Below are 13253 nucleotides of genomic sequence, written 5' to 3'. Positions count from 1 at the left end.
GCCACGAGCGTCTGGATTGTTCAGGTCGGCGTTCGGCGTTTGCTGCAAGGCAGCAAGCACGTCGCAAAACCTTCATGCGCGGCCTATACTTGATCGCCCCATTGATGTTGAAATCCTCATTGCACTGCTGACCGACCGGAGCCTCCCATGAAGACCGTCCGCCTTGTCCTTGCCTTGCTGGCGCTGACGCTGATCGCGCCATGGCAATCCGCCAAGGCCGCGGACGTGATCTGCTACAACTGCCCACCGGAATGGGCAGACTGGGCTTCGATGCTGAAGGCGATCAAGGCTGATCTGAACTACGATATCCCCCACGACAACAAGAATTCCGGCCAGGCGCTGGCGCAGATCCTGGCGGAGAAGAGCAATCCGGTCGGCGATATCGGCTATTTCGGCGTGACCTTTGGCATGAAGGCCAAGGCGCAGGATGCGCTTGAGCCCTACAAGCCGGCCCATTGGGATCAGGTGCCCGCCGGCCTCAAGGATCCGGACGGCTACTGGACCACGATTCATTCCGGAACGCTTGGTCTGTTCGTGAACAAGGACGCGCTCGGCGGCAAGCCGGTACCGGCCTGCTGGAAAGACCTGTTGAAGCCCGACTACAAGGGCATGGTCGGCTATCTCGATCCGTCGTCAGCGGCGGTTGGCTATGTCGGTGCGGTGGCAGTGAATCTGGCGCTGGGCGGCTCGCCAACCAATTTCGATCCGGCGATCCGCTTCTTCAAGGAACTGCGCAAGAACGATCCGATCGTGCCCAAGCAGACGTCATATGCGCGGGTCGTCTCGGGCGAGATGCCGATCCTGTTCGACTATGATTTCAACGCCTACCGCGCGAAATACTCGGAGAAGGGCAATTTCGAGTTTGTCATTCCCTGCGAGGGGTCGGTGGTGTTTCCCTATGTCGTCGGCCTCGTGAAGAATGCGCCGGACAAGGAGAAGGCCAAGAAGGTGTTGGACTATCTGCTGTCCGACAAGGGGCAGGCGATCTGGACCAATGCCTATCTGCGTCCGGCCCGCCCGATCGAGCTGCCGGCCTCCGTGAAGGGTAAATTCCTCCCGGACAGCGACTATGCCCGTGCCAAGAGCGTGGACTGGGGCGAGATGGAAAACGTGCAAAAAGCCTTCGTCGACCGCTATCTCGCCGAGGTCCGCTGAGGCAATATGGTGCCCCTTGTTGGGGTACCGCTCTCACGATGTCGCAAAAGTCCTTTGTTTGGTTCTGCCTGTTGCCGCTTGCGGTCGTGACGACGGCATTCTTCCTGCTGCCGATGGCGCGGTTGGTGGTCGCCGGTGCGGAAGGCCCACACGGTGTCGCCGGATATCTTGCCATCCTTGCGGAAGGCCGCTATCGGGCAACCCTGATCAATACGGTGCTCCTGGCGGCAGCGACCACGATTGTCACGCTGATCGTCGCGACGATTGCCGGAATGTTCCTGCAGCGGCATCGCTTCCCCGGACGCGCCGTATTGATCGCGATGCTGACCTTTCCGCTGGCGTTTCCCGGCGTCGTCGTCGGCTTCATGATCATTCTGCTGGCCGGGCGACAGGGACTGATAGGTGATCTTTCCAGCCGTATCGCCGGCGAAAAGTTCGTGTTCGCCTACTCGATCTACGGACTTTTTCTCGGCTATCTCTATTTCTCGATCCCGCGCGTGATCCTCACCATCATGGCGGCGGTGCAGAAGCTGGATGTCGGTCTGGAAGAAGCCGCGCGTTCGCTTGGCGCCAGCCCGTGGGCGGTCCAGCGGGATGTCGTGCTGCCCGCGCTGGCACCGGCTTTCGTCGCTTCCGGCGCGATCGCGTTTGCGACCGCGATGGGAGCGTTCGGCACGGCTTTCACGCTGGCGACGAACATCGATGTGCTGCCGATGCTGATCTACACGGAGTTCACGTTGGCAGCTAACTTTGCGACGTCGGCGGCGCTTTCAGTGGGGCTAGGTCTGATCACCTGGCTCATCCTCGCGCTGGCCCGCTCGTTCAGTGGCAGCGCCGTCGCGGCCGCCGGGTGAGGCATGCGCGATCGCCTGATTTTCACTAGTCAGTTGATCTTCACGGCATTCGTCGCCGCATTCTTGGTCGTGCCTGCAGCGCTGTCCATTTCCGCAGGCCTGACCGCCAACTATTTTCGAGGGATCCAATCCGGCGTGACCCTGCAGTGGGTCGCGCAGGTGTGGGAGCTCTATGCCGGTACGATCCTGCTCTCCTTCGTGATTGCGTTTGCGACGCTTGCGGTGACGCTGCTCGTTGGCGTTCCGGCTGCCTATGCGCTGTATGTGCGCGGAGGTCGGCTGGCGCGGATCATCGAGGAAATCATTACGCTTCCGCTCGCGATCCCGGGGCTGGCGATCGCACTTGCGCTGTTGCTGGCCTATGGCAGCTTTGGCGAGTTCCGCCGTTCCTGGCTGTTCATCCTGGTCGGACACGTGATCTTCACCATGCCGTTCATGGTGCGGTCGGTCATGGCGGTGTTTGCGACCTTGGATATCAGGACGCTGGATGAAGGGGCAGCTTCGCTGGGGGCATCGCCGTGGCGGCGATTCCGCGATGTGATCGTCCCGAATGCCGTGCCGGGAATTCTCGCCGGTGCGTTGATGGTGGTCACGCTGTCGCTCGGCGAATTCAACCTGACCTGGATGTTGCACACGCCGCTGACGAAGACATTGCCGATCGGGCTTGCTGACAGCTATGCCTCGATGCGGCTCGAAGTGGCATCCGCCTACACCTTGATCTTCTTCGTGATGATCATTCCGCTCCTGGTTGCGATGCAACTACTGGCCGACAGGGATTACAAGCGATGAGTGCGGCTGGACACGGTGCGTCGGTGCGTATTGAGAGCTGCGGCAAGACCTTCACTGACGGCACGCGCGCTCTTGATCCTGCAACGCTTGACATTGCGCGCGGCGAGACGCTGGTGCTACTGGGGCCCTCCGGCTGCGGCAAGACCACGATGCTGCGCATCATCGCGGGCCTCGAGCTGCCGGATCCTGGCGGGAAAGTCTTGTTTGACGGCAAGGACGTAACGTCTGTCCCGATTGAGCGACGCAATGTCGGGATGGTGTTTCAATCCTACGCCCTGTTCCCCAACATGACGGTCGCGGACAATATCGCCTACGGCTTGAAGATCCGCGGCGTCGCCCGGGAAGAACGCACCAAGCGCGTTGCCGAGCTGGTGGCTCTGACCAACATCACGGGGTTGGAGAACCGCCGCATCGATCAGCTTTCCGGCGGCCAACGTCAGCGTGTCGCGCTGGCTCGTGCGGTCGCAATCCGGCCGGGCATATTGCTGCTGGACGAGCCGTTGACCGCACTTGACGCAGCCTTGCGCGATCGCCTGCGAGGCGAGCTCAATCGGCTGTTGCGGGCGCTCGGGATCACAACGATCTATGTCACGCATGATCAGGCCGAAGCCATGGAATTGGGTGACCGCATCGTGGTGATGCGGAAAGGTGCGATCGCCCAAATTGGGACGCCGCGCGAGGTCTACTTCGAGCCGAAGGACCGCTTCGTGGCGGAGTTTGTCGGAGCAGCCAACATCGTTGAAGCTTGCCTGGAGAAAGGCGAACTGGTTCTGCCCGGTGGGCGATTGCCGATAGGGGATGAAACGGCGACTACGAATGCGGCCGTCATGATCCGCCCTGAAACCATCCGTGTGGTGGACGCCGGAGCTGGATTACTCTCCGGCATCATTGACTCCGTCAGCTTCGTCGGCGACCGGCAGCGGCTCGTCGTGAGCGGCGCATCGACCAAGCCGCTCAATGTGGACGCTCCCAACACAGTTCAAGCCAAGGCTGGTGATCGGATCGGACTTTCGATCGCGCCCGAAGCCCTTCGCCTGCTGCCATCCAAGGAATGAGATGATCCATGTCGTCGAAGCCGGTCCTCATCGCCCAGATATCCGACCTTCATATCAAGCCTCCGGGCGCACTGGCCTATGGCCGCGTCGATACCGCGACGGCGCTCGAACGGTGCGTGGCTGCCTTGAACGCGTTCGAGCCCGCGCCTGATTTCGTGGTCATATCGGGTGATCTTGCGGATACACCGACTGTCGAGGAGTACGACTACCTTAAACGATTGCTTGCGCCGCTCCGGCTTCCGTTTGCCGGCATTCCCGGGAATCACGACTCCCGTGAGTTGGTGCGGGCCGCATTCCCGGCTGCACCGTACGTTCATGCAGCCGGCCCGCTCGACCAAAAGATCGACGCAAACGGCCTCGATCTCCTGCTGCTTGATTCAAGCGTGCCCGGGAAGCCGCACGGCTCGCTCGAGACGTCCACACTGCAATGGCTCGACGCGACGCTGGCGACGACGCCTGATAGACCGGCGCTGATATTCCTGCATCATCCACCATTCAAGGGTGGCATCTGGCATATGGACCGACAAGACCTCTTCAATGCCGACGAACTGGCAGGGATCGTCAGGTGTCACCCGCGTGCGCGGCTGATCGCGTGTGGGCACGTTCATCGTGCCATGCTGACCACCTTCGCCGGGATTCCCGCGACGATATGTCCGGCGCCGAACCACGCCGTCGACCTGGACCTGGCACAGCTCCGCGAGCCATCGTTCAAGGTGGAGCCACCGGCTTTTCACATCCACACCTGGTTTCCAGGCGAGCGCTTCGGACATTTGGTCACGCACCAGGTTCCAATTGGGCAGTTCGACGGCCCGCATCCCTTTTTTGGACCTGACGGCAAACTGCTCTGAGGTCGCTGGGGATGATCAACCTGAGGCCGCAGAGCGCCCGATAGCGGTCCGATCTGCCTGCGACATCGCCTCATGCATGTCGCGAAGATCGCGGACCGCCTAGTTTAGGGTCAGTTCCGCATTCCGGATCGCGGCAACAAACTTTGCCGTCAGCTCGGAATCGAGCTTGGTGCGGGTCAGTCCATCGCGGCTCCTCTTCCGGTCGAGCGCGCGTTGAATGGTTGTGACACGCGCCATCTCCGTGTCGCAGCCCAGCAAGTCAGCAATCTCTTGATAGGTCATCCAAAGCTGCGGCATTTTCGCACTCCCCTTTTTGAGGGGAGACTGGCCGAAGTTGATGAATGGCGAGTTGCCTGCCTCGGATACTGTCTGGACGGCGCTCAGGGGCTCTGTTCTTGGTTAAGCGAATTGCCAAGCCGGGACAGGTGAGCGCGACTGCTGCCGGGGTATCCTCCGCACCAGGGCAAACCAGCGGTTTAGGCAGTCGATCTGCGATGCAGCGTGCGGATAGGTCCTTAAACGACGATTGCGTGCTGAGCCGGTTACATCAGGCGAGATTGTGGCCGAGAGGCGAGGCTCGCTTATTCAGTCCCGCGAAATCCGGCGCAATTAACAGTGTTGCATCTGAGCATCTATTTATTCGAAAAATGTACTTTAGCGGCTTTTCAATCCGGAGCGCTCCAGCGTGGACCTTTTGTTGCTGTAGGCCCCCGGCGGGGCTATAATTCCATTTACTTTCATTGATCGATGGCTTTGTCGGCGCCCGCTCTGGTGGCGCGCCGATAGTACGCAACCCAATCGCTTTGGATAACAATGACCGGTGCGCCGCTCATAGAAAGAAATGCCGCTGCGCCGTTTTCGAGCAGCAAGCTGTCGGTGCTGCGCAAGCATCCTTATTTCGCCGATCTCGAGCCCGACGCCTTCGACCAGCTTTGCCGATACGCCAAGCACATTACGCTGAAGCGCGGCACGACGATTTTTTCCAAGGGCGATCCCGGCACGAGCCTGATTGCCGTGATCTCCGGCACGGTGAAGATCAGCATCTCATCGCCGGACGGTCGCAACGCCATTCTGAACCTGATCGAGGCTGGAGAGATATTCGGGGAGATCGCGCTGCTCGATGGGTTGTCGCGGACGGCCGACGCCACTGCCAACACCAATTGCGAGCTGTTTGTCATCGATCGGCGGGAGTTCATCCCGTTCGTGCGCAGCCAACCGTCGCTTGCGATGAAGTTCATCGAATTGCTCTGCGCGAGATTGCGTTGGACCAGCGATCAGGTCGAGCAGGTCATCCTGCAAGACCTGCCCGGCCGCCTCGCCAGTGCGCTGCTGCGCCTGAGCGACAAACACAAGCGTGAGCCGCAGGGACGGACCATCTCGATCACCCAGCAGGAGATCAGCGAGATGGTCGGCATGACGCGTGAGAGCATCAACAAGCAGCTCCGTGTCTGGGCGACGCGCGGTTGGGTCAGGCTTGAACATGGTGCGATTGTGGTGCTGAAGCCAGGAGCACTGCAGGAACTGGTCGACGCCGGATCGAACGACGGTGAATAGCCGCTTCAGCCACGCGGCCAGTGCGATAACTCACGAGTGAGTGAACTCGGTCTGCCTGTGAAACCATTCACATTGGCTCCACGTGCGTTGCGGTAAGTGACGCTTCGGGGAGCACATCGCAATGTGGAGGGATCCATGCGCGGCTCTTTCGACAGGCGGCGGCAGGACCAGCAGAGCAATTACCAGAGCTTCAGCATCAAGCTTGTCGCTCTGCCCGTGCTCGTCTTCATTGCATTGATCGGAATGGTGGTCAGCCATCCGGCAACAGTCAAATGGATCTCGGACGCGGCGCAAGCTGAGTTTGTCGGATTCGACGCGGTTGACGCTGATACGCTACCCAACATCCCGCCGCCGATGCACATGGCTCAGCCGAGGAATGAGATCCGGACGGTGGAAGCTCATTGACGGGTGGAATCCGTCGTCGCGAGAATGGCAGGTTCATCAGGCCTTCCGATGGTCCGTTGGCGCCTCCCTACGCAGCCATTCCGAGCAGTCGTGCGGCGGTGCGGCCAAGGATGTTGGCCTTGTCGTCATCACTCAGCGATGAACAGGCAAGGATGTGGTCGGCCGGGGCCAGTTGCCATGGATAGGGATAATCGCTTCCCAGCACGATCTGGCTGGCGCCGACCTGTGCCGCCAGGTGGCGGATGGCCTCCGGCGTGAAGACCAGGGAGTCAAAGTAGATCTGCTTGAGATACTCCGACGGCGCCTTCTTGAGCTTGATGTCGGGATTGCATCCCTTTGGTCCGACCAGGCAAGCATGGTCCGAGCGATCGGCATAGGAGGGCAGATAGCCTCCGCCATGCGCAGCGATGACCTTGAGTCCTGGGAAGCGGTCGAACGTGCCCTCGAAAATCAGGTGTGAAAGCGCGATCGTGGTCTCGAGCGGGTTGGCGATGGTGTTCCCAAGCCAGCCATTACCTGAGAGCCGCTTGTTTAGTTCCGGAATGCCCTGCGGATGGATGAACAGTGGCACGCCGAGCTCTTCCGCCTTGGCCCACACCGGATGAAACTTAGGGTCGGAGAATTCGACGCCATCGACAACGCCGCCGATCGCAGCGCCCTTCAGGCGCTGTTTTTTCACGGCGGTCTCAAGCTCCTGAACGGCAAGATCCGGCGCCTGCAGTGTCAACGACGCGAACGCCGCAAACCGATCGGGATTTGAGGCGCAAAGTTCGGCGAGCTTCTCGTTCTGGATCTTGACGATCTGTCCAGCAAGGTCGCGGTCCCGGTCGTACCAGAACGGATTGATCGACAGCACCTCCATATCCACCGCCTGCGCGTCCATCGCGGCGAGGCGTTTGTCGATCTCAATGAACGCTTCGGCTGCGCCATTGACCGGTGGCAATTGCAATTTGTCGGCGTCGGCGCGGAGCAGGGCGCCCGCTTCGCGAAAGTGACAATGCGAGTGAATGTCGATAGTCTTGACGCGCTTGCCGTTGACCGTGACCGGCAACTTTTGGCGCGAATGCTGTGCATTTGCGTTGTGAACGCCCCCACAGCTGCAGAATACGATGCCGGCAGCCGCCGTTGCTCCGGCTTTCAGGAAATCTCGCCTTGTGGTCATGACGATCGCCTCCCTGTTCTTGTTCTTGAGGGGCAGCGTAGGGATGCCGGGAGGTGGTCGCAAGCCACACGCTGTGCGTGTCGCGCGATCTTGATCCGACCAGACCGGCTGGAGGGCGGCGTGTGGGCGGACCAACGCGAAGGGCTCGGCGGTCTTGATCGGACGTTCCGGATAGCCGGCTGCTTTGGCTCGTCCTGCAAGACCGGTGATACGGCGCTGATCCTGATGAAGTCGCGATAGTCGAGCGCTGCAACGCAGCGCCATGATCGACGTTCACGGTCGATACGCAGCCTTCTCTAGACTTCGGCCGTCGTCATATCGGCTCGCGTTGCTGGTCGAAGAACTCCGGATTGCTGTGCGGAGTGGCCGAAATGTCGACCAGAAGGCGCTCAATATGCCTGACCATCGCAGTTCCGGCGGCGTTGGGATCGCGTGCCTCGATCGCGGTCATGATGGCCTCATGCTCAGCGACAATCTCTGCCATCCGCCCGCGTTGCGGGAGGGTGAGGCGCCGGAAGCGATCGACGTGGACCTTGACCTGCAGGATAAGCCTCCAGATGCCCGGATATCCAGCGATGTCCGCGATGGCGGCGTGAAAGGCCTCGTCGGCCTGATGGAAGGCCTCCCGATCTGCCGCCACGTTCGCCTCGCGCTGACGCTCCAGGATAGAATGCAGGGCAAGGATCTGGCTGGAACTGGCTCGCTCTGTCGCCATACGCGCTGTTGTTTCCTCGAGCGACCTGCGGACGATGATCGCCTCGGGGAGCGCGGCCAACGGGATGCGAGATACGAAGATGCCCGACTGCGGGAAAATCTCGAGTAGGCCCTCATCTGATAGCCGCAGGATCGCTTCGCGCACCGGCGTCCGGCTGACGCCGTAGGAGAGGGCGATCTGCCCTTCCAGGATCGGCTCACCCGGTCGGCGCAGCAAAGAGACCAATTCCGCGCGCAGGTCGGTATAGATGCGGGCCGCTGCCGTCTCGGTGCGGGGCCGGCCGCCCCGTCTGCGCGGGAAGCGGAGTTCGGATCTCTTCAGTGTCGGCACCGACGTTTGCTTTCAAAATTGATATATTAGTATATAATTCGGCGTAACGAAGACAAGGGCGTCCATGTGTCCGGAAGGGAGTTTTCACGTGATCGACTATCGCAAGCTGTTTGATCTCACCGGCAAGACCGCCGTTGTGCTGGGCGCGGCTTCAGGGATTGGCAAATCGTCCGCCGAAGCGCTGGCGTCGCTTGGCGCGCGCGTCTTCTGTGCTGACCGTACCCAGGAGGGTGCGGATGCGACCGCGGCAGCAATCCGCGCGCAAGGTGGATTGGCGGCGGCGGTTGGTTGCGATGCCGCTGACCGTACGGACGTGGAGGCATTGGCAGGGAAGGCACTGGCGGAATTTCAGCGCGTCGACATCGCCGTCACGACGCCGGGGCTGAATATCCGCAAGACCATCCTCGACTATACCGACGCGGACCTCGATCGCGTCATCAACCTCAACATCAAGGGCACCGTCTGGTTCTTCCAGGCGTTCGGCCGCATCATGGTCAAGCAGCAAGGGGGCAGCCTGATCGCCTGCTCGTCGGTACGCGCAGTGACCATCGAGCCCGGCCTTGCTGTCTACGGATCGACCAAGGCGGCGATCGGACTGTTGGTGAAGGGCTTTGCGTCGGAGGTCGGGCGTTCAGGCGTCCGGGTCAACGCGATCGCGCCGAGTATTGCGGAGACTGCTCTGACCGGGCCGTTCAAACAGCGTCCCGATATCTATGACCTCTATGCCGGACACACCGTTTTCAATCGCTGGAGCACCGCCGACGAGGTCGCGACCGCGGTCGCCTATTTGGCCTCGGATGCCGCAAGCTATGTCAGCGGCAGCACGCTGTTTGTTGACGGTGGCTGGACCGCAGTCGATGGACCGCCGACGGGGCTGACCCAACTGGCACGTTAGACTGCGGCATGCCTAGTGGCTCTCGAACCGCGAACCGATGATATCGCCGCGATCGCGAGGCCGTCGCAGAAGCATATATGCGAGCGCTCGAGCGCCGCCTGGAAGCTGGCCAGCCCATTGACCGTGTTGCCTCGGTCGCGAGCTTCTTCCTGAGCCGCATCGACATTTTGGTGGATCAACTGCTGCGGCAGCGGATCCTTCCCGGCGGGTGGGCGCGGAGCGAGCCCGATCCGGGGCGTCTCCTCGGCAAGGCTGCGATCGCCAACGCCAAGCTTGCCTATCAAAGCTTCAAGCGCATCACGGAGAGTGACCGATGGCCGCGCGATCGCGCTTCTGCTGGCGCAGCGGAGCGCCGTCAACTACGCCGGTCACGCGGACGCGGCCGAGCAGGTCGCTTCCGAAATCAAGGCCGGAGAGGGACGCGCCATCACAGCGCGTGCAGATGTTTCGGACTTTCGCGCAGTTCAGGCGATGATCCAGCAGACCGCAGCGCAGCTTGGCGCGGTGACTATCCTGGTCAACAATGCCGGGGTATCCCATCAGGCGACGCTCGATACCTTCGATGATCAGCAGTTCGAGCGCATGCGTCGCGTCAACGCGGACGGCGTCATCCATGCGACACGCGCCGTTATGACAGGTATGCGCGCAGCCCACTACGGCAGGATCATCAACATTACTTCGATCGCAGCGATCAGCACGGCGCTCCCCGGAAACGCATTCTACGCCGCGACGAAGGCGGAGGCCGCAATCCTGACGCGACGCTTCGCGATGGAACTCGGCCCTGACGGAATCACCGTGAACGCGGTGGCGCCGGGATTTGTCCGCACGGACATGACGCAGGGGAGGCGCAGTACTGCCGAATGGGAGGCGATCGAGAAGCGTCTCGCCGAGAGAACTATGATGGGGCGGATCGGGCAACCTGCGGACATTGCCAACGCCGTGGCCTTCCTTGCAGACCCGGAGTCGGACTGGGTGACGGCGCAAATGCTCGTGGTGGATGGCGGACGCACGAACTACATCGCGCATGGGTAAGGGGCTCGCTCAGGCCAGAGAAATTAATCTCCAGCGTGACACCGCGCGACGTCAGCTAGACTGTATGTCCCCTCCACAAAATGAGGCGACTCACCCTCGATGTTGCGACGAGGGTTGCCTGGATGGACCGGGCAGAGCCTCAAACAAGGAGGGCGAGTCGTGGGTCATCATACCGAGGTCTTTGTCGGAATCGATACGTCAAAATCGCGCAATGCAATAGCCATTGCCGAAGGCGGCCGTGGCGGCGAGGTACGATATCTCGGGGAGTTTTCTGCCACGGAGGCAACGATCCGAAAGCTGGTGGCAAAGCTTGCAGCGAAATGCTGTCATCTGACATTTTGCTACGAAGCAGGGCCGACAGGATATGGCCTCTACAGACTGCTCAAGAGCCTCGGCCATGACTGCCTGGTGGTGGCTCCCTCGCTCGTTCCGAAGAAGGCCGGCGATCGAGTGAAGACGAACCGGCGCGATGCGGTAAGCCTCGCCAAGCTGTTGCGCGCGGGCGAGCTCACCGCGGTGTGGGTGCCGGACGAGCGCCATGAGGCTATGCGCGATCTCTCGCGCGCCCGTCAGGCAGTAAAGAAGGACCTCCAGGGCAAGCGTCAACAGATCTCGTCATTGATGCTGCGGCTGGGACGCATCTATCCGGGCAAGACAACGTGGGGACCAGCCCACATGAGATGGCTGATGTCGCAGAAGCTCGAGCATCGCGAGCAGCGCATCGCATTCGAAGAGTTACTTGAGGGGATACGCCAGGAAAGTGAGCGGATGGAGCGTTTGGAGGATGCCATCCGCGAGGTGGTGGCCGAGTGGTCGCTTGCCGAGGTTGTCGCGGCCCTGCAGGCGATGCGGGGGATTGATCTCATTGCGGCTGTGGGGGTGCTGGCCGAGATCGGTGATCTCTCCCGCTTTCAAAATCCGCGCGAGCTGATGGGCTATCTGGGTCTGGTGCCCACGGAAAACTCGACTGGTGACAAGGTCAAGCGAGGCGGCATCACCAAAGCCGGTAATGGGCGGGCGCGACGTATTCTTGTGGAGGCGGCCTGGAGCTATCGATATCCGCCGCGCGTGAGCCGAGACAAGCAGCCAAAGGTGGAGGCCGCACCGAGACGCGCGCGAGAGATTGCGTGGAAAGCGCAAACCAGATTGTGCGGACGCTTCCGCTCACTCGAGCGGAAGGGCAAGCGGCGAACCGTAATCGTCACGGCGATTGCCCGAGAGCTATCCGCCTTCATTTGGGCAATCAATCGCGAGCTCATGCCACCTCGACAGGCGTAACGTCGTTGGGGGCTGTGGACCGCTCGAGTCGTGAGGTGCGCTCGACCGGCCCACAGCCCCCTTTTGTTGCAATCAGGATCAGGGGTAGTCGCAGACATCAATCGTGCAGAGGTGAAGGTGGGACCACGGCAGGGGAAATCCTGAAACCCATTATGTGGCCGATCATCCGATCGACGCCCGACGCTAGACCAGGACAGCCCCAGACGAAAAAACGGAAATGCGGTATCCAACCCGCGCATCAGAGCCTGTTCACCGACGTCTTTGGGTCCCGCCTTCTCCTCTGCACGATCCATCGGCGCAAGAACTTCACGATGAGTCCTCGTGGAGATGAGAAACCGTGCGCTGTGTGCTTGACTGGGGACATCAGAATGGGACGGTCCGGCCGTGCTCCAGCCCCGCCAGTGATCGAAGCTGGTTCGGGGCACCGAAAAGGAGCACGCCATGTCCCAGAAATCTAGCGGGTAACAAGGTCAACATCAGCTATGACGAGGCAGGTATAGTCAGGAAACGCATTCTCCGCGGCGAAGATTTCGATGTAACCTTTTTGCCCGCTGGTTGGGAAGAGATTCGGAAAACATTAGCCGACGACCCTGTTGCCGTTGCCCATTCCGATCTTGGGATGGCTGTACTCTCGACCGTGCCAAAGCCTGACACCAGTACGAATGAGGCGACAAAGCGGACGCTGCTGGCCGTCAAATCGATTGTCTATACCGATCCAAAGACGGGAGGCATCGCTGGCGTCTTGTTCGCGCGAATGATTGAGCGCCTTGGCATCGCCGATGAGATCAACAAGAAGAGCAAACTTGTAGCGGGCCAGCTCAACGCCACGTTTGTTGCTAAGGGCGAAGCCGAACTTGCGATCCAGTTATCAAGTGAAATTCATGAAGTGTCGGGCGTTCAGTTCGTCCCGATGCCTCCCGAGTTCCGCGCGAGGGTTACATTTTCGGGCGCAGTCGCAGCCGGCGCCAACGAGCCAGGAACGGCTAAGGCTTTTCTTGAGTTCCTCACCGCCCCAGGGGGCGCTTAGGCGATTAGGTCGAAAGGCTTTGAGCCCGGCTGAAGAAGCGCAGGCCACCACGTCTGCCGTGGGTCAGAGCAGGTATTTCTGGCGGCGTGAGATGTGGTTCGCTTTTGCTCCGAAGCCAGCCTTCGCGCCGACCTGATCGATCGGCGGCTCACTA

15 protein-coding genes are annotated in these 13253 nt (G+C 60.9%); 11 read left to right on the top strand and 4 right to left on the bottom strand.

Annotation, left to right across the window (positions count from 1 at the left end):
- Nucleotides 1–147 precede the first annotated feature (147 nt).
- The 5 genes from MTX19_RS27220 to MTX19_RS27200 are packed head-to-tail and all read left to right on the top strand — an operon-like array spanning nucleotide 148 to nucleotide 4701.
- Complete coding sequence (locus MTX19_RS27220) at nucleotides 148–1155, top strand: ABC transporter substrate-binding protein (protein WP_280980149.1); 1008 nt, start codon at nucleotides 148–150, stop codon at nucleotides 1153–1155.
- Between the two features lie 38 nt (nucleotides 1156–1193).
- The gene (locus MTX19_RS27215) at nucleotides 1194–2009 is read left to right on the top strand and encodes an ABC transporter permease (RefSeq protein ID WP_280980148.1); all 816 of its coding nucleotides are present in this window, start codon (nucleotides 1194–1196) and stop codon (nucleotides 2007–2009) included.
- A 3-nt stretch (nucleotides 2010–2012) separates the two neighbouring features.
- Nucleotides 2013–2798, top strand: coding sequence for an ABC transporter permease subunit (locus MTX19_RS27210; RefSeq protein ID WP_280980147.1), 786 nt, complete (start codon nucleotides 2013–2015; stop codon nucleotides 2796–2798).
- Nucleotides 2795–3853: an ABC transporter ATP-binding protein gene (locus MTX19_RS27205; protein ID WP_280980146.1), complete on the top strand. Its 1059-nt coding sequence runs from the start codon at nucleotides 2795–2797 to the stop codon at nucleotides 3851–3853. The genes MTX19_RS27210 and MTX19_RS27205 overlap by 4 nt, the downstream gene beginning before the upstream one ends.
- A gap of 8 nt (nucleotides 3854–3861) precedes the next feature.
- Complete coding sequence (locus MTX19_RS27200; protein WP_280980145.1) at nucleotides 3862–4701, top strand: phosphodiesterase; 840 nt, start codon at nucleotides 3862–3864, stop codon at nucleotides 4699–4701.
- Between the two features lie 99 nt (nucleotides 4702–4800).
- Here the strand turns inward: MTX19_RS27200 and MTX19_RS27195 are convergent, their stop codons facing one another.
- Nucleotides 4801–4998: a hypothetical protein gene (locus MTX19_RS27195; RefSeq protein WP_280980144.1), complete on the bottom strand. Its 198-nt coding sequence runs from the start codon at nucleotides 4996–4998 to the stop codon at nucleotides 4801–4803.
- 516 nt (nucleotides 4999–5514) lie between these two features.
- Here MTX19_RS27195 and MTX19_RS27190 point away from each other — a divergent pair.
- Nucleotides 5515–6255 carry a Crp/Fnr family transcriptional regulator gene (locus MTX19_RS27190; protein ID WP_280985554.1) on the top strand — a complete coding sequence of 247 codons (741 nt, stop codon included), beginning with the start codon at nucleotides 5515–5517 and terminating at the stop codon, nucleotides 6253–6255.
- Nucleotides 6256–6390: 135 nt separating this feature from the next.
- Nucleotides 6391–6660, top strand: a complete 270-nt coding sequence (locus MTX19_RS27185) for a hypothetical protein (RefSeq protein ID WP_280980142.1) — start codon at nucleotides 6391–6393, stop codon at nucleotides 6658–6660.
- 67 nt (nucleotides 6661–6727) lie between these two features.
- Here the strand turns inward: MTX19_RS27185 and MTX19_RS27180 are convergent, their stop codons facing one another.
- Both MTX19_RS27180 and MTX19_RS27175 read right to left on the bottom strand, forming a co-directional pair.
- Nucleotides 6728–8086: an amidohydrolase family protein gene (locus MTX19_RS27180; RefSeq protein ID WP_280980141.1), complete on the bottom strand. Its 1359-nt coding sequence runs from the start codon at nucleotides 8084–8086 to the stop codon at nucleotides 6728–6730.
- A gap of 49 nt (nucleotides 8087–8135) precedes the next feature.
- Complete coding sequence (locus tag MTX19_RS27175) at nucleotides 8136–8858, bottom strand: GntR family transcriptional regulator (protein WP_280984892.1); 723 nt, start codon at nucleotides 8856–8858, stop codon at nucleotides 8136–8138.
- Between the two features lie 97 nt (nucleotides 8859–8955).
- Between MTX19_RS27175 and MTX19_RS27170 the strand changes: the two genes are divergently transcribed.
- Nucleotides 8956–9762 (top strand): SDR family oxidoreductase, encoded by an 807-nt coding sequence (locus MTX19_RS27170; RefSeq protein ID WP_280980140.1) that lies wholly within the window; start codon nucleotides 8956–8958, stop codon nucleotides 9760–9762.
- On the opposite strand, the gene MTX19_RS27165 is transcribed toward MTX19_RS27170, so the two are convergent.
- Complete coding sequence (locus MTX19_RS27165; protein WP_280986164.1) at nucleotides 9759–10121, bottom strand: hypothetical protein; 363 nt, start codon at nucleotides 10119–10121, stop codon at nucleotides 9759–9761. The two genes, MTX19_RS27170 and MTX19_RS27165, sit on opposite strands and share 4 nt — an antisense overlap.
- Between MTX19_RS27165 and MTX19_RS27160 the strand changes: the two genes are divergently transcribed.
- The 3 genes from MTX19_RS27160 (at nucleotide 10069) to MTX19_RS27150 (ending at nucleotide 13099) form a co-directional block, all read left to right on the top strand.
- Nucleotides 10069–10794 (top strand): SDR family NAD(P)-dependent oxidoreductase, encoded by a 726-nt coding sequence (locus MTX19_RS27160; protein WP_280980139.1) that lies wholly within the window; start codon nucleotides 10069–10071, stop codon nucleotides 10792–10794. The genes MTX19_RS27165 and MTX19_RS27160 overlap by 53 nt on opposite strands.
- A 159-nt stretch (nucleotides 10795–10953) precedes the next feature.
- Nucleotides 10954–12072: an IS110 family transposase gene (locus MTX19_RS27155; RefSeq protein WP_280979077.1), complete on the top strand. Its 1119-nt coding sequence runs from the start codon at nucleotides 10954–10956 to the stop codon at nucleotides 12070–12072.
- A gap of 337 nt (nucleotides 12073–12409) precedes the next feature.
- On the top strand, nucleotides 12410–13099 hold the full coding sequence (locus MTX19_RS27150) for a substrate-binding domain-containing protein (RefSeq protein ID WP_280980137.1): 690 nt from the start codon (nucleotides 12410–12412) through the stop codon (nucleotides 13097–13099).
- Nucleotides 13100–13253 lie beyond the last annotated feature (154 nt).

It is taken from the genome of Bradyrhizobium sp. ISRA464 (genome assembly GCF_029910095.1).
Taxonomy (GTDB): Bacteria; Pseudomonadota; Alphaproteobacteria; order Rhizobiales; family Xanthobacteraceae; genus Bradyrhizobium.
Note: the sequence above shows the minus strand (reverse complement) of the source record. Positions and strands in the feature narration are given on the sequence as shown.

What these genes read in the sequence shown, in the direction of transcription:
- MTX19_RS27210 (WP_280980147.1), top strand. Translation starts at nt 2,013, where the DNA reads ATGCGCGATCGCCTGATTTTCACTAGTCAGTTGATCTTCACGGCATTC.
- MTX19_RS27215 (WP_280980148.1), top strand. Translation starts at nt 1,194, where the DNA reads ATGTCGCAAAAGTCCTTTGTTTGGTTCTGCCTGTTGCCGCTTGCGGTC.
- MTX19_RS27195 (WP_280980144.1), bottom strand. Translation starts at nt 4,998, where the DNA reads ATGCCGCAGCTTTGGATGACCTATCAAGAGATTGCTGACTTGCTGGGC.
- MTX19_RS27205 (WP_280980146.1), top strand. Translation starts at nt 2,795, where the DNA reads ATGAGTGCGGCTGGACACGGTGCGTCGGTGCGTATTGAGAGCTGCGGC.
- MTX19_RS27185 (WP_280980142.1), top strand. Translation starts at nt 6,391, where the DNA reads ATGCGCGGCTCTTTCGACAGGCGGCGGCAGGACCAGCAGAGCAATTAC.
- MTX19_RS27200 (WP_280980145.1), top strand. Translation starts at nt 3,862, where the DNA reads ATGTCGTCGAAGCCGGTCCTCATCGCCCAGATATCCGACCTTCATATC.
- MTX19_RS27190 (WP_280985554.1), top strand. Translation starts at nt 5,515, where the DNA reads ATGACCGGTGCGCCGCTCATAGAAAGAAATGCCGCTGCGCCGTTTTCG.
- MTX19_RS27180 (WP_280980141.1), bottom strand. Translation starts at nt 8,086, where the DNA reads ATGGCGCTGCGTTGCAGCGCTCGACTATCGCGACTTCATCAGGATCAG.
- MTX19_RS27220 (WP_280980149.1), top strand. Translation starts at nt 148, where the DNA reads ATGAAGACCGTCCGCCTTGTCCTTGCCTTGCTGGCGCTGACGCTGATC.